At 67.6% G+C, this 14,842-nt stretch carries 16 protein-coding genes and 1 riboswitch; of the genes, 6 read left to right on the top strand and 10 right to left on the bottom strand.

The window, feature by feature from the left end; translation table 11 throughout:
* Positions 1-183: 183 nt before the first annotated feature.
* Positions 184-321, bottom strand: a complete 138-nt coding sequence (locus J3476_RS18465) for a hypothetical protein (protein WP_207067843.1) — start codon at positions 319-321, stop codon at positions 184-186.
* A 163-nt stretch (positions 322-484) separates the two neighbouring features.
* Between J3476_RS18465 and J3476_RS18460 the strand changes: the two genes are divergently transcribed.
* On the top strand, positions 485-1,048 hold the full coding sequence (locus J3476_RS18460) for a TetR/AcrR family transcriptional regulator (protein ID WP_207067842.1): 564 nt from the start codon (positions 485-487) through the stop codon (positions 1,046-1,048).
* On the opposite strand, the gene J3476_RS18455 is transcribed toward J3476_RS18460, so the two are convergent.
* Positions 1,032-2,240 (bottom strand): NADH:flavin oxidoreductase, encoded by a 1,209-nt coding sequence (locus tag J3476_RS18455; RefSeq protein WP_207067841.1) that lies wholly within the window; start codon positions 2,238-2,240, stop codon positions 1,032-1,034. The two genes, J3476_RS18460 and J3476_RS18455, sit on opposite strands and share 17 nt — an antisense overlap.
* Positions 2,241-2,279: 39 nt before the next feature.
* Here J3476_RS18455 and J3476_RS18450 point away from each other — a divergent pair, with 39 nt between their 5' ends.
* The 4 genes from J3476_RS18450 (at position 2,280) to J3476_RS18435 (ending at position 5,917) form a co-directional block, all read left to right on the top strand.
* Positions 2,280-3,137, top strand: a complete 858-nt coding sequence (locus tag J3476_RS18450) for a bifunctional methylenetetrahydrofolate dehydrogenase/methenyltetrahydrofolate cyclohydrolase (RefSeq protein WP_207067840.1) — start codon at positions 2,280-2,282, stop codon at positions 3,135-3,137.
* Complete coding sequence (locus tag J3476_RS18445; RefSeq protein WP_207067839.1) at positions 3,134-3,427, top strand: DUF3017 domain-containing protein; 294 nt, start codon at positions 3,134-3,136, stop codon at positions 3,425-3,427. Before J3476_RS18450 ends, J3476_RS18445 begins: the two co-directional genes overlap by 4 nt.
* Positions 3,428-3,556: 129 nt before the next feature.
* On the top strand, positions 3,557-4,684 hold the full coding sequence (locus J3476_RS18440) for a ferredoxin reductase (RefSeq protein WP_207067838.1): 1,128 nt from the start codon (positions 3,557-3,559) through the stop codon (positions 4,682-4,684).
* Positions 4,685-4,693: 9 nt separating this feature from the next.
* A complete protein-coding gene (locus J3476_RS18435) occupies positions 4,694-5,917 on the top strand; it encodes a fatty acid desaturase (protein WP_207067837.1) in 1,224 nt (407 codons plus the stop codon).
* 159 nt (positions 5,918-6,076) lie between these two features.
* Here J3476_RS18435 and thpD read toward each other — a convergent pair whose 3' ends face one another.
* From thpD to J3476_RS18395, 8 genes are all read right to left on the bottom strand, one after another.
* Entirely contained in the window at positions 6,077-6,967 is an 891-nt protein-coding gene (gene thpD / locus J3476_RS18430; protein ID WP_207067836.1) for an ectoine hydroxylase, read from the bottom strand.
* A gap of 26 nt (positions 6,968-6,993) precedes the next feature.
* Entirely contained in the window at positions 6,994-7,386 is a 393-nt protein-coding gene (locus J3476_RS18425; protein WP_207067835.1) for an ectoine synthase, read from the bottom strand.
* A gap of 31 nt (positions 7,387-7,417) precedes the next feature.
* Positions 7,418-8,704: a diaminobutyrate--2-oxoglutarate transaminase gene (gene ectB / locus J3476_RS18420; protein ID WP_207067834.1), complete on the bottom strand. Its 1,287-nt coding sequence runs from the start codon at positions 8,702-8,704 to the stop codon at positions 7,418-7,420.
* A 53-nt stretch (positions 8,705-8,757) separates the two neighbouring features.
* Positions 8,758-9,342: a diaminobutyrate acetyltransferase gene (gene ectA, locus J3476_RS18415; protein WP_207067833.1), complete on the bottom strand. Its 585-nt coding sequence runs from the start codon at positions 9,340-9,342 to the stop codon at positions 8,758-8,760.
* A gap of 225 nt (positions 9,343-9,567) precedes the next feature.
* A complete protein-coding gene (locus J3476_RS18410; RefSeq protein WP_207067832.1) occupies positions 9,568-10,299 on the bottom strand; it encodes a class I SAM-dependent methyltransferase in 732 nt (243 codons plus the stop codon).
* On the bottom strand, positions 10,296-11,423 hold the full coding sequence (locus J3476_RS18405) for a homoserine O-acetyltransferase (protein ID WP_207067831.1): 1,128 nt from the start codon (positions 11,421-11,423) through the stop codon (positions 10,296-10,298). Before J3476_RS18405 ends, J3476_RS18410 begins: the two co-directional genes overlap by 4 nt.
* A 10-nt stretch (positions 11,424-11,433) precedes the next feature.
* On the bottom strand, positions 11,434-12,789 hold the full coding sequence (locus tag J3476_RS18400; RefSeq protein WP_207067830.1) for a bifunctional o-acetylhomoserine/o-acetylserine sulfhydrylase: 1,356 nt from the start codon (positions 12,787-12,789) through the stop codon (positions 11,434-11,436).
* A gap of 128 nt (positions 12,790-12,917) precedes the next feature.
* Positions 12,918-13,037, bottom strand: a riboswitch (SAM riboswitch).
* Positions 13,038-13,106: 69 nt separating this feature from the next.
* Complete coding sequence (locus tag J3476_RS18395; protein WP_207067829.1) at positions 13,107-13,949, bottom strand: alpha/beta fold hydrolase; 843 nt, start codon at positions 13,947-13,949, stop codon at positions 13,107-13,109.
* Between the two features lie 74 nt (positions 13,950-14,023).
* Here J3476_RS18395 and J3476_RS18390 point away from each other — a divergent pair, with 74 nt between their 5' ends.
* Complete coding sequence (locus J3476_RS18390; protein ID WP_286183314.1) at positions 14,024-14,836, top strand: exodeoxyribonuclease III; 813 nt, start codon at positions 14,024-14,026, stop codon at positions 14,834-14,836.
* Positions 14,837-14,842 lie beyond the last annotated feature (6 nt).

Genomic DNA, 14,842 nt, shown 5'->3' with positions numbered 1-14,842 from the left:
AGCCGCTCCGGCGGCGACATTAGACATCGCGACAACTCTAACCGGCGCTTCCAGGCGCGGATGCTCCACCTGACGGTGTCTGTGATCTGTTGCAGCGCCGTTATCCGTCCGTTTCGTACGGCGATGACGTGTGCGAACGCCGCGTCGACGCGGGTGTGGCGTCGCGTGCGGCGCCTCGGTACGTCACCATGAGGGCGACGTGTCGCCGGCGCCGATCTCGAGGAAAGCCACGGCCGGGTCGTACGCCGCATCGGTGCGCCCCCGCACCTCGGCGATCGTCGCGACACGCCCGTGGTGCTCGCCTCCGACGCCGTGCGGCATCGCGACGCTGACTGTCGCATGGAAACCTGCTGAGAGCGCGGCGGATAACGCGACGGCATCACCGTCGGAAGGGGCGCGACAGACGGGCTCGGCGACGGCGATGGCGGTGGGCGCGGGCGGCTGCCGTCATATTAGAGATGTACCTCTACTTTAGGGTGGTGCAATGCCGCGGCCCGCCCGATACTCCGTAGACCTCCTTCTCGATGTGGCCGCGGAGCTGCTGGCCGCCGAAGGGCCTTCGGCCGTCACGATGTCTGCCGTCGCCCGCGCCGCGGGAGCGCCGAGCGGCTCGGTGTACCACCGCTTTCCCACTCGCGCCGCCCTGTGCGGCGAGCTGTGGGTGCGCACCGAGGAGCGGTTCCAGGAGGCGCTGATCGACGCGCTGTCGGAGGACAGCGACGCGCAGCAGCGCTGCGTCGCCGGGGCGTTGCGGATCGTGCAATGGTGCCGCGAGAACTCGACCGAAGCGCAGGTGCTGTTGGCCGGCCCGCACGAGCTCGGTCTGGGGGACTGGCCGGACACGATCGCCGGTCGGCGGAAGCGCTTGCAGCGCAAGCTCCGTAAGGCGATGAACGACCTGCCCGACGAGGAGGGACGGGTCAGTGCGGCCGTGCTCGACGTGCCCGGCGCCATCGTGCGCCGTCATCTCCGGGCTCGTCAGAGCATTCCGGTCAGCGCCGACACGATCGTCGCCGATTGCGCCCGGGCGCTCATACCCCCGGTGTGACGGTGTCCGGGGAACCGGTCACCACACAGTGCGTGTGGCTGTAGATCGTCGCCATGCACTGATTGCAATGCGTGCACAACGATTTCACCGCCTCACCGTCGGCCTGGATCCGGTTGAGCAGATCCGGTTCGGCCAGCAGCGCGCGCCCCATCGCGACGAAGTCGAACCCCTCGGCCATGGCCAGGTCCATCGTCTGGCGGTTGGTGATGCCGCCCAGCAGGATCAGCGGCATCGACAGCTCGGCGCGGAATTGCTTGGCATCACGCAGCAGGTAGGCCTCTCGGTAGGGGTACTCCCGCAGGAACTTGGTGCCCGTCATCCGGATGCCCCAGCGCAGTGGCGGCTTGAAGGCGCCGGCGAACTCCTTGATCGGCACATCGCCGCGGAACAGGTACATCGGGTTGACCAGAGAGCTGCCGGCCGTCAACTCGATCGCGTCCAATCCTCCGTCCTCCTCGAGCCACTTCGCGGTCTGCAGCGCTTCCTCGGTCGAGATGCCACCCCGCACCCCGTCGGCCATGTTCAGCTTCGCTGTCACCGCGATCGGTGTGCCGGCCTTCTCCACTGCCCGGCGCACCGCCAACACTGTTCCGCGGGCGACCTTGGCCCGATTGGCCAACGACCCGCCGAACTCGTCGGTGCGCCGGTTGATCAGCGGCGACAGGAACGAACTCGCGAAGTAGTTGTGCCCGAGATGGACCTCGACAGCGTCGAAGCCGGCGTCGATGGCATAGCGTGCCGCCGCGGCATGGGCCGCCATGACGTCGTCGATGTCGGCTCGGGTGGCGTGGCGGGCGAACCGCATCGACAGCGGGTTGAAGAACCGCACCGGCGCCAGCGCGGTGGCCTTGTTCGACCGCGCGTTGGCCACCGGACCGGCGTGACCGATCTGAGCGCTGATCGCCGCACCCTCGGCGTGGATGGCGTCGGTGAGGCGACGCAACCCGGGGATCGCCTCCGGACGCCAGTAGATCTGGTTGCCCTCGGTGCGGCCGCCCGGGGACACCGCCAGGTACGCCACGGTCGTCATGCCGACCCCACCGGCGGCAGGCAGCCGGTGGTAGGTGATCAGATCATCGGTGACCAGTGCGTTCGGGGTCGACGCCTCGAAGGTCGCCGCTTTGATGACACGGTTGCGCAGGGTGATCGGGCCCAGCTTGGCAGCAGTGAACACATCGTTGGGGGCTGTCATGTCGCAGAGCCTGCCACGGCTGCTGTCAGAATGGCAGCCGTGGGTGCAATCACTTTGGACGGCAAGGCCACGCGCGACGAGATCTTCGTCGATCTCACCGAGCGGGTGAAGAAGCTCACCGACTCCGGTCGCACGCCGGGGCTGGGCACGGTGCTGGTCGGTGACGACCCCGGTTCGCAGGCCTACGTGCGGGGAAAGCACTCCGACTGCGCCAAGGTGGGCATCAACTCGATCCGTCGCGACCTGCCCGCCGACATCAGCCAGTCGGCGCTCGAGGAGGTCCTCGACGAGCTCAACGCGAACCCTGACTGCACCGGCTACATCGTGCAGTTGCCGCTGCCCAAGCACCTGAACGAGAACGCTGCGCTCGAGCGGGTCGACCCCGGCAAGGACGCCGACGGGCTGCACCCGACGAACCTGGGCCGGCTCGTGCTCAACGAGCCGGCACCGTTGCCGTGCACGCCGCGCGGCATCGTGCATCTGCTGCGCCGCTACCAGGTCGAGATCGCCGGCGCGCACGTCGTGGTCATCGGGCGCGGTGTCACGGTGGGCCGGCCGCTGGGGCTGCTGCTGACCAGGCGCTCGGAGAACGCGACCGTGACGCTGTGCCACACCGCCACCCGGCATCTGCCACAGATCACCCGGGAGGCCGACATCATCGTCGCCGCGGCCGGGGTGCCGCACATGGTGACCGCGGAGATGGTGCGTCCGGGCGCGGCCGTGGTCGATGTCGGGGTCAGTCGCGACGACGCCGGCAAGCTCGTCGGCGACGTGCATCCCGGGGTTTGGGACGTCGCCGGCCACGTCTCCCCGAACCCCGGCGGAGTGGGTCCGCTGACCCGGGCGTTCCTGCTGACCAACGTCGTCGAGCGCGCCGAGGCCGCCGCAGCCTCGTGACGCTGAAGGATGTCGCCCGCAAGGTGTTCGCCGGGCAGTGGCCGATCTTGCTGGTCGGCCTGTTCCTGGTGGCCGCGTTCGGGTTGGTCGCCTTCGGTTACTGGCGTCGCGGTGCCGCCGTGATGGCGGTCGGTGTCGGAGTGGCCGCCGGCTTGCGGCTGATGCTGTCCGAGGATCGTGTGGGGTTGCTCGCGGTGCGCAGCCGCACGGTCGACGTGGTGACCACCGCGTCGGTCAGCGCGGCGATGCTGTACATCGCCTGGACCATCGATCCTCTCGGTACCAGCTGAGGCGCCCTCGTCGGTTGCGGACGATGTGTGTACTACGCCGCAGGCGATGTTTGGTTACTGCTCAGTAAGGTTACTCGTCCGCCGTCAGCGTTGTGACAGCTGTCACAGCACCGAGAGACGGGAGGCCTGATGTCGGCGATCAAAGCGTTGGCCCGGTGGAGCAAGGCTCCCGCGCGGGACGTCGAAACGGCGTCGGGACCCTGGGTCAACATCGTGCGGGGATTGGCGGCCCGGGCGACGACGCCGTTGCTGCCCGACGACTATCTGTCTTTGCTGAACCCGCTGTGGTCGGCGCGCGAACTGCGCGGCGAGATCATTGCGGTGCGGCGGGAGACCGAAGACACCGCCACGGTGTTCATCCGCCCGGGATGGGGTTTCGCCGGGGACTACCGACCCGGCCAGTACGTCGGCATCGGGCTGCGGGTCAACGGCCGGTGGCACTGGCGGTCGTATTCGTTGACCTCGGTGCCCGAACAGGACGGTGAGCAGATCTCGATCACGGTCAAGGCCACCCCCGAGGGGTTTCTGTCGACCCACCTGGTCAACGGTGTCGAACCGGGCACCGTCATCCGGTTGGCGGCGCCGAAAGGGGACTTCGCGCTGCCCGATCCGCCCCCGCCGGCACTGTTGTTCATCAGCGCCGGCAGCGGGATCACCCCGATCATGGGCATGCTGCGCTCGCTGCGGGCGCGCGAACAGCACCCCGACATCGTCCACGTGCACTCGGCGCCGTCGGCCGACGCGGTGATCTTCCACGACGAGCTGCGCGAACTGGAGAGCAAGCAGGACGGATACCGGCTGCATCTGCAGCTGACCGACAGCGACGGCCATGTCGACTTTGCGCAGTTCGACACGGTGGTGCCCGACTGGCGGGAACGTTCGGCGTGGGCCTGCGGTCCCGCGGCGATGCTCGACGATGTCGAAAACCTGTGGAAGGAGCACGGTCTCGACAGCGAGCTGCACATGGAGCGGTTCACCATCGCCGCCACCGACAAGGGCGGCGAGGGCGGCACCGTCACATTCGCCATCTCCGACAAGCAGGTCGAGGTCGACGGGGCGACGACCCTGCTCGAAGCCGGTGAGCAGGTCGGCATCCAGATGCCGTTCGGCTGCCGGATGGGAATCTGCCAGACCTGCGTGCTGCCGCTGGACGGCGGGCACGTCCGCGACATCCGCTCCGGTGACGAGCACGGCGCCGGCGATCGTATCCAGACCTGTATCTCCACCGCATCCGGCGACTGCACCATCAACATCTGAGAGGCAACCATGGCCATCACCGACATCAAGGCGTACGCCCACCTCACCGACGAGGACATCGAAGCGCTGGCGGCCGAACTCGACGCGATTCGTGCGGAGGTCGAGGAGTCACGCGGCGAGCGCGACGCTCGCTACATCCGGCGCACCATCCAGTTGCAGCGGGCGCTGGCCGCGGGCGGGCGTATCGCGTTGTTCGCCAGCAGCAGTCGCCTGGCCCGCATCGCGGGAACGGCGATGCTGGCCAGCGCCAAGATCATCGAGAACATGGAGCTGGGCCACAACGTCATTCACGGTCAGTGGGACTGGATGAACGATCCCGAGATCCACTCCACCGAGTGGGAATGGGACACCGCCTGCCCGTCGGCGCAGTGGAAGCACTCCCACAATTTCGTCCATCACAAGTACACCAACGTCGTCGGACTCGACAGCGACGTCGGCTACGGGATCATGCGGGTGACGCGTGACGAGCCGTGGGAGCCGTGGATGATCGGCAACCCGGTGTACAACCTGCTGCTGGGCACGCTGTTCGAGTGGGGCGTGGCGCTGCACCACATCGAGACCGAGAAGATCCGCAACAAGGAGAAGACCTGGGCCCAGGCGATGAAGGATCTGCGGGTCATGGGCAAGAAGATGGGCAGGCAGGCCGGCAAGGACTACCTGGTGTATCCGGCGTTGGCGGGGACGAACTGGAAGAGCACCCTCAAGTGCAATGTGGTCGCCAACCTGATCCGCAACTACTGGGCCTACATGGTCATCTTCTGCGGGCACTTCCCCGACGGGGCCGAGAAGTTCACCGTCGAGGAGTTCGAGAACGAGACGCGCGGGGAGTGGTATCTGCGGCAGATGCTGGGGTCGGCCAACTTCAACGCCGGACCCGTGATGGCGTTCATGAGCGGCAACCTCTGCTACCAGATCGAGCACCACCTGTTCCCCGACCTGCCCAGCAACCGGTACGCGGAGATGAGCGTGCGGATACGTGAGCTGTGTGAGAAGTACGATCTGCCCTACACCACCGGACCATTGGCCCGTCAGTACTGGCAGTCGTTCTGGACGATCCTCAAACTCGCGCTGCCCGATAGGTTCCTGCGGGCCACGCCGGACAACGCGCCCGAGACGAACTCCGAGCGCCGCTTCGAGGCGGCGGTGCCGCTGGCCAAGACCAACGGGGACACGTCGGGACAGCGTCGCGGTCTGCGCACGGCTATCCGGCAGCGGATGACGTCCGCAGCCTGACAATCCTGCCTGTGCTGCGCCGAATGTGACTGCGCTGCGCCGAGCGTGCTCTGCCGGTAGCGGTTTCACTCACCTGGCTACCGTGCGAGCACGTTCGGCGCACACGCTGGGCGAACCTGACGCCGGCCACGCCGACGCGGAGTCGCGCCGGCGGGGACGCTACTGCAGGCCGGCGGGGACGATGTCGCGGGCGGCCAGGAAGCTGGGGCGCCGGGATTTGGCGGCGAACGGCTCGACGAGGCCGTTGTCCACCGAGTTGAACACCAGGAACACGTTGGAGCGCGGATACGGCGTGATGTTCGAGCCCGACCCGTGCAGCAGGTTGGCGTCGAACCACAATGCGGTGCCCGCCGGTCCGGTGAACTGGTCGATGCCGCGTTCGTCGCACGCCTTGACCAGGGTGTCCTGGTCGGGGGTGCCGATGCGCTGGGATACCAGCGACGACGTGTAGTTGTCGTCCGGGGTCGCCCCCACGCACGGATAGAACGTCTGGTGCGAACCCGGCATCACCATCAGCGAGCCGTTGAACGGATAGTTGTCGGTGAGCGCGATCGAGCAGGAGACCGCCCGGATCGCGGGCATACCGTCTTCGGCGTGCCAGGTCTCGAAGTCCGAGTGCCAGTAGAAACCGCTCCCGGTGAAGCCCGGCATCATGTTGATCCGTGCCTGGTGGATGTACACGTCGCTGCCGAGCAGTTGACGCGCCACCGGCAGGACGGTCTCCAGGCCCACCACCTCGGCGATCAGATTGCTGAGCAGGTGCGGTTCGAACACCGAGCGGATGCCGCCACCGGGCTCGCGGATGACCCGCGGGTCATCGTGATCGAGCTCGGCGCCGAGGCGGTTGAGCTCCATCGACAACGGCGGCAGCCACTCCGGCCCGACGGTGCGGGGCCGGATGAGGTAGCCGCCATCGGCATAGCTCTGAAGCGCCTCGTCGTCGAGCGGGCCCTGATCGGCACTGCCCCACACACCGGGTTCGATGCGCGGGATCGGCGGGATCGCGTGGTCGAGTCGGGTTGGATAGTGGTCGTCAGTGCGTGTGTTCATAGGCAAAAACTTCGTTGGCTAGTTGGTCATGCGATTTGCGCTGGCGGAGGGTACGCCCCTGTCTCGTCGTGGACCTCACGGCCGGTGACCGGCGGGTTGAACACACACAGCATACGCATCTGCTCGTCGCAGCGGATGCGATGGCGTTCATGCCCGTTGAGCAGGTACATCGAGCCGGCTTTGAGCGGATGTTCCTCGCCGGTCTCGAGGTTGGTCAGCACGCCGGAGCCCTCGACCAGCCAGACGGCCTCCACGTGGTACTGGTAGTGGAACTCGTTGACCGAGCCGGCCTGAATCGTCGTCTCGTGGAACGAGAATCCGACCCCGTCGTCGGCCAGGATGATGCGCTTCGATCTCCAGGTCCCGTCCGACACATCGCGTTCGGTGCCGGTGATGTCGTCAGTGGTGCGCACGATCATGAAATTGTCACTCCTCGGGTGTGGGTTTCGGTCAGCCGAGTGCGGCGGAGATGGACTCGTCGAGCACCTCGAGCCCGGCGGTCAGGTCGGCCTCCGATGTGGTCAGCGGCGGCAGCAGCTTGACGACCTCGTCGGCCGGGCCACTGGTTTCGGCGAGCAGACCACGTTCGAAGGCAGCCTTGCAGACCGCGCCGGCCAGATCGGCATCCTCGAATTTCAGCCCCTGGACCATACCGCGGCCGCGGGCGCTGATGCCGTCCCGGTTGGCGGCCATCTTCTCCATCAGATCGCGCATGAGCGTGCCCTTGGACAGCGTCTCATCGCTGAATGTGCTGTCCTGCCAATAGGTTTCCAGCGCCTTGGTGGCGGTGATGAATGCCGGGTTGTGCCCGCGGAAGGTGCCGTTGTGCTCGCCGGGGGTCCACACGTCGAGATCGCGGCGGAACAGCGTCAGCGCCATCGGCAGCCCATAGCCGCTGATCGACTTGGACAGCGTGACGATGTCGGGGGTGATCCCGGCTGCTTCGAAGCTGAAGAACGGCCCGGTGCGCCCGCACCCCATCTGCACGTCGTCGACGATCAGCAGGATGTCGCGCTTTCGGCACAGCTGCTCCAGCGCCTGCAGCCACTCGGCGCGGGCGACGTTGACGCCGCCTTCACCCTGCACCGTCTCCACGATCACCGCGGCCGGCCGGTTCAGCCCGCCGCCGGAGTCGTCGAGCACCCGCTCGAACCAGTGGAAATCTTCGGTGACCCCGTCGAAGTAGTTGTCGTAGGGCATCGGGGTGGCGTGCACCAGCGGGATGCCGGCGCCGGCCCGCTTCATCGAGTTACCGGTCACCGACAGCGCGCCCAGCGTCATACCGTGAAAAGCGTTGGTGAAGTTGATGATCGATTCGCGACCGGTGACCTTGCGGGCCAGTTTGAGTGCTGACTCCACGGCGTTCGCGCCGGTCGGGCCGGGAAACTGCACCTTGTAGTCAAGTTTGCGCGGAGCCAGGATGACGTCGTTGAAGGTCCGCAGGAAGTCGGTCTTGGCCACCGTGGCCATGTCCAGCGAGTGGACGATCTTGTCCGAGGTCAGGTAGTCGATCAGGGCCTGCTTGAGCGCCGGGTTGTTGTGGCCGTAGTTCAGCGCGCCGGCACCGCCGAAGAAGTCCAGGTAGCGGCGCCCGTCGACGTCGGTGACCCAGGAACCCTGGGCGGTGTCCATGACGGTGGGCCAGCCGCGGCAGTAGCTGCGGACCTCGGACTCGATGCTGGTGTACTCGTCGGGAAGGCTGGGTTGCGACAGTGTCGACTCCGTAATGATGGTCATTGACATCCTTTCGTTCGACCTATTGCAGTTCTGCACTAGTCGTTTCAATTACTTCAATCGTTCAAAGGGGCCGTGATCGGTCCGATTCGCAGCAGTGGTTCGTCCTCGTGTGCGCCCTCGGGGTCCAGGTCTGCGGCCGAGAAGTGGTCGTGCTCGGTCATCGGCACACCGTGCCGGCGGGCCAGCCCGCCGAACAGCGCGCGCGATGATGCGTTACTCGGTGCGACGGTCGCCTCCACCGTCACCGGGTGTCCGCCGCGCTCGCTGCGGATGCGGTGCACAAGTGCGTCGAGCATGGCTCCACCGAGTCCGGTGCCACGCTCCGAGGCGGCGACCACGACCTGCCACACGAACAGCACGTCCGGTCGCTGCGGAGGGTGGTACCCACCGATGAACCCGCATACACGTCCATCTCGCTCCGCAACGATGGAACTATCGGCAAAGTCGGTGCACAGCAGCACATAGGCGTAGGTGGAGTTCAGGTCCAGCACACCGCTGTCGGCGACCAGCTTGTGCACGGCCAGCCCGTCGGCCGCGCGCGGACGGCGCAGGTGCTGTTCCCTGGGTTCAGGGCGTGGTTGCCCGCCTGGGGCGCTTTCACCTGAAAGATCGTTTAGCGCAGGGTTGACCGATTCCATAAGTTGTTAGCTGTCACCACCGAGTTACGTATCGCGTGTCGAATTTCAAATCGTCGGCCCAATGACCGTATGCGAGGTGACGTGCCGACTTCAAGTTGCTCGACGACGCAGTTGACCAGGTAGTCAGCCGTCCACACCGTGCTCAGCTGGGCAAACACGCACGAAGGCGTGTGCAAAACCTGTGAGCGTATTGTTTCCGAATTGTTACCTCGGCTGTGGGCTGGGTCATGCGACCATCGCGCGCACGCACACCGTCACGTAGGGCAGTGCCAGGCCGTTGGCGCCGGCCAGCGCGGGGTGCGTGTCAAGTAGCCGGCGGACCTGCTCGAGTGTGCGCGTGCGAACGTTCTCCGGCGAGGTGATGCAGTAACTGCGCGAGGCCACCAGGTCGATCAACGCCTGCGGGGTCAGGTAGCTGGTCCACTCCACCTGGTGCCGTGCGACATCGGTGAACGGCGTCGGCAGCTCGACCGTCTGGCTGAATGGGTCGGCCTCGTGGCCGATTATGCGCCCCAGCTCTTTGACCCAGCCGAGACGTTCGTCACGGTTGTTCCACACCAGCCCCAGCCGCCCCCCTGGTCGCAGCACCCGGGCCACCTCCTGGATCGCCCGCTCGGGGTCGAACCAGTGCCAGGCTTGGGCCACCAGCACGGCGTCCACGCTGTCGTCGGGCAGGGGAATCTCCTCCGCCGTGCCCAGCAGCGCCGGTGTGTCGGGCAACGACCGGGTCAACAGCTCCAGCATCTCCGGAACCGGGTCGACGGCGACGACGTCGAGGCCGCGCTCGACCAGGCGGGTGGTGAGCTTGCCCGTCCCGGCGCCCAGGTCCAGGACACGGCGTGCACCGTCGGGGAGCAGCCAGTCGATGGCCTCGGGCGGATACGACGGGCGACCACGCTCGTAGGCGGCGGCCTCGGCGCCGAACGACAGGGAGCGCTGTCGCGAGGTCTCGGTCACCGCTCCGCGAGTTCCAGGGTCCGGCGGATCAGTTTGCCGACAGCCTCGGTTTCGAGCAGGAAGCCGTCGTGTCCGTATTTCGAGTCGACCACGTCGAGACCGTCGCAGCCGGGCAGCAACTCGGCCAACTCGGCTTGCAACCGCAGCGGGTACAGCCGATCGGAGGTGATGCCACCGACCACCGCGGGCACCGGGCAGCCCCGCAGCGCGGCTTCGATCCCCCCGCGGCCACGGCCGACGTCGTGGCTCGACAGCGCGTCGGTGAGAGTGACGTAGGTTCCGGCGTCGAAGCGCGCGACCAGCTTTCGGCCCTGGTACTGCAGATAGCTCTGTACCGAGTAGCGTCCGCCGTCACCGGGGTCCTCCCCGGCCTGCGGGTCGTTGCCGAATCGGTCGTCCAGTTCGTGCTCGCCGCGGTAGGTCAGATGTGCGAAGCGCCGCGCGATCTCGAGGCCGACGTCGGGGCTGCGGCCTGTGCCGTAGTAGTCGCCGCCGCACCAGTTCGGGTCGGCCTTGATGGCCGCGACCTGGTTGGACTGTGTGCCGATCTGGTCGGCGGTCGCGCGGGCGCCGACGGCCAGGACCAGCCCGGCCCGGACCCGGTCGGGATGGGTGATCATCCACTCCAAGGCACGGGCACCGCCCATCGAGCCGCCGACGACGGCGGCGACTTCGCTGATACCGAGGCGGTCCAGCACCGCGATGTCCGCGGCCACCTGATCGCGGATCGACACCGCGGGAAAGCGTGAGCCCCAAGCTTTTCCGTCGGGCGCGGGCGAGCCCGGCCCGGTGGAGCCGCGGCATCCGCCCAGCACGTTGGTCGAGATCGCGCACCAGCGGTCGGTGTCGATCGGGGCACCCGGTCCGGCCACCCCATCCCACCATCCGGCGGTGGGATGACCGGGCCCGGCCGGTCCGATGATGTGCGAGTCGCCGGTCAGCGCGTGCAGCACCATCACCACGTTGTCCCGCTCGGGCGACAGTGTGCCCCAGCGCTGCACCGCGATCGACACGTCGTCGACGACCCGACCGTTCTCCAGGGTGAGCGAGCCGATGTCGACGACACCGACCTCGCCTTCGGGGGGCAGTGTCACCGGATGCGCAACCACGTCCACGATTGTCACGTCACGATCCCTAGAACGAGGCAACGGTGTGCGGATCCGTACTCGTGGAAGCCGACCGGGCGGCCCCGGCGGCGGCGAAGCCCTGTTCGAGGTCGGCGATGATGTCGTCGATTCCTTCGATGCCGACCGCGAGACGGACCAGGCCCGGGGTGACCCCGCTGGCGAGCTGCTCCTCGGGCGACAGCTGCTGGTGCGTCGTCGACGCCGGATGGATGACCAGGGAGCGGACATCGCCGATGTTGGCGACATGGCTGTGCAGGGTCAGCGCGTTGACGAAGGCCTTGCCGGCATCGATGCCGCCCTCCAGTTCGAAGGCCAGCACCGCGCCGGTTCCCTTGGGCGCCAGCTTCTTCCCGAGCTCGTGCCACGGTGAGCTGGGCAGCCCGGCGTAATTGACCGAGATGACGTCGGGGTGTGCGGCCAGGTATTCGGCCACCCGCTGCGCGTTGGCCACATGGCGTTCCATGCGCAGGCTCAACGTCTCCAGGCCCTGCGCGATCAGGAAGGCGTTGAACGGTGAGGCCGCCGAACCGAGGTCGCGAAGCAATTGCACCCGCGCCTTGAGCGCGAACGCCGGCGCGCCCAGTTCGGCGAACACCACACCGTGGTAGCTCGGATCGGGGTTGGTGAAGCCGGGGAAGCGGCCGTTGGTCCAGTCGAAGGTGCCGCCGTCGACGATCACGCCGGCGATCGCGGTGCCGTGTCCGCCCAGATATTTGGTCGCCGAGTGCACGACGATGTCCGCCCCGTGGGCGAGCGGCTGGATCAGATACGGCGTGGCGATCGTGTTGTCGACGATCAGCGGGACCCCGGCGTCGTGGGCGACGGCTGCGACGGTCGGAATGTCGAGGACGTCGATCTGCGGGTTGGAGATCGTCTCCCCGAAGAACGCCTTGGTGTTCGGCCGGACCGCGGCACGCCACGACTCGGCATCGTCGGGGTTGTCGACGAAGGTGACGTCGATGCCGAGCTTGGGCAGCGAGTAGTGGAACAGGTTGTAGGTTCCGCCGTAGAGGCGCGGGCTGGAGACGATGTGATCGCCGGCGTTGGCGATGTTGAGGACCGCGAACGTCTCCGCGGCCTGGCCGGAGGCCAGGAACAGGGCGGCCACCCCGCCCTCGAGGGCGGCGATGCGCTGTTCGACGACGTCGGTCGTCGGGTTCATGATCCGCGTGTAGATGTTGCCCGGTTCAGCCAGGCCGAACAGCGCCGCGGCGTGATCGGTGCTGTCGAAGCTGTAGCTGGTGGTCTGGTAGATCGGCAGAGCCCGCGCGTGGGTGGCGGTGTCGGGCTGCTGTCCGGCATGGACCTGCTTGGTCTCGAACGACCACCGGGCGCTGGGGTCGGTGTTGTGCTCGCCGCTCATTGTTGTGTTCTCCTCCGCGAAGGGGCCTGGAATGGGTGAGGTGATCGCTGCTGCGCGTTACCGACAACAGTGGATCGGTGACCTCGCCATCAGGTGTCCCCATCTACTCAGGGGGCCCGTTCACGGCGGACCCGCGCTTGCCGCGTAGCCGGTGTGGCTACTCAACCTGGTTCATCACCCGGGGCACCCCACCGCGGTTGGAGGGTTGCCGGCCAGCAAGCCGGGGCTTCACGCTGGCGCTCATGACCGAGACGAAGCGTAGCGCACTGCGCAGCGACGATGCCAGCGGGTTGGACGCGCGGAGGTGCTGACCGGCGTCAGCCGGTGGCCTGCCCAGGGTCGGCGCGGGAGTCGGAGTGCCGGTCGATGAAGTCGGCGATCAGCGCCGAGATCTGGTCGGGTGCCTCGAGCATCGGAATGTGTCCGACGCCGGGCAGGCGGACGACCTCGGCGCTGTCGGGCAGATGCTGCAGGAAGTAGCGGTTGCCGCGGGGAGTCGGGAACACCCGGTCCTTCTCGCACAGCACCAGTTGGGTCGGCGCGCCGAGACCGGCCAGCTCCAGCAGTCCGGGTAGGTGCAGCGTCTTGACCAGCAGCTGCAGGTAGGCGCGGCAGTGGGTGGCGTCCTCGACGAGGGCGCGCAGCTCGGCCTCGGGCGGTCCGTCGGCGGGTCCGCTGACCGGAAGGGTCGCCAGCCGGCGGACGAACGGCCACGTCAGGATGCGCGGACCCACCAGCCGGGCCGCGATCAGCGCCGGGCCGCCGAGGACGAACTTCAGCACGGTTTCGTACTTGGACAGCGAGTGATGCGGCCACCCTCCAGCCGGGGCGATCGCGGTCAACGTCCGGGCCCGGCCGCGGCGCTCGAGCTCGAATGCGGCCCAGCCGCCCAGCGAATTGCCCACGATGTGGGCGGTCTGCCAGCCCAGCTCGTCCATCCGCTGCTCGATGTCGTCGACGAGCATCGCGGTGTGCAGCAGCCAGCTCGGCGACGGACGCCCGCCGTGGTGGCCCAGCATCGTCGGGGCGTACACCTCGAACCGACCCGTGGCGGCCAGGTCGGCAGCGACGGTGTTCCAGACGTTCTGCGAGCACAGGAAAGGGTGCAGCAGCAGGACCGGCTCGCCGGTTCCGGCGTGGATCGGCTCTCGTTGTGCCATGCGCCCGACACTAAGGTGATACCGCCGGTACCGCAAGAATGTGCGCGCCGACCGGCCCGTTATGGTCGGCGGTCGTGACAGGCCCTCTCACGGTGAGCACCGTCAACGTCAACGGCATCCGGGCGGCGGTCAAGCAGCGCTCGGCCGAGAACCTCGGGTTGTTGCCGTGGCTGAGGCAGACCACCACCGACGTGGTGTGCCTGCAGGAGACCAGGGCGGACGACGAGCAGCTCGCCGCCGCGCTGGCCCCGGCATTGGCCGACGGCTGGCATCTGGCCTCGGCCACGGCGCACGTCAAAGGCCGCAACGGTGTCGCCCTGCTGTCCCGCGCGCCGTTCGACGACGTCAGGATCGGCTGCGGCGCCGAGGAATTCGCCTGCCACGGCCGCTACATCGAGGCGGACACGGCCGGGGTGACGGTGGGCAGCGTGTACGTGCCCACCGGCGAGGCCGAGACCGAACGGCAGCGGGAAAAAGAGCGCTTCATGGCCGCCGTGCAGGCGCGGATGGCCGATCTGCTGGCGCGAGGTGCCGATGCGGTGCTGTGTGGGGACTGGAACATCGCGCACACCGAGAACGACATCAAGAACTGGAAGGGCAACGTCAAGAAGGCCGGCTTCCTGCCTCAGGAGCGGCAGTGGTTGACCGACCTGCTGGCCACCGGCTGGACCGACGTCGTGCGCCAGGCGCATCCCGGGGTGCCCGGCCCGTACGCGTGGTGGTCGTGGCGCGGCAAGGCGTTCGACAACGACGCCGGCTGGCGCATCGACTACCAGCTCGCCACCCCGAAGCTGGCCGCGCGCGTGGCGTCGGTGCGCACCGAACGGCCGGCCGCCTACGCGTTGCGCTGGTCCGACCATTGTCCGGTCACCGTCGAATACCGCTGACCACGA

It is taken from the genome of Mycobacterium sp. PO1, from assembly GCF_017312405.1.
Classification (GTDB): Bacteria; Actinomycetota; Actinomycetes; order Mycobacteriales; family Mycobacteriaceae; genus Mycobacterium.
Note: the sequence above shows the minus strand (reverse complement) of the source record. Positions and strands in the feature narration are given on the sequence as shown.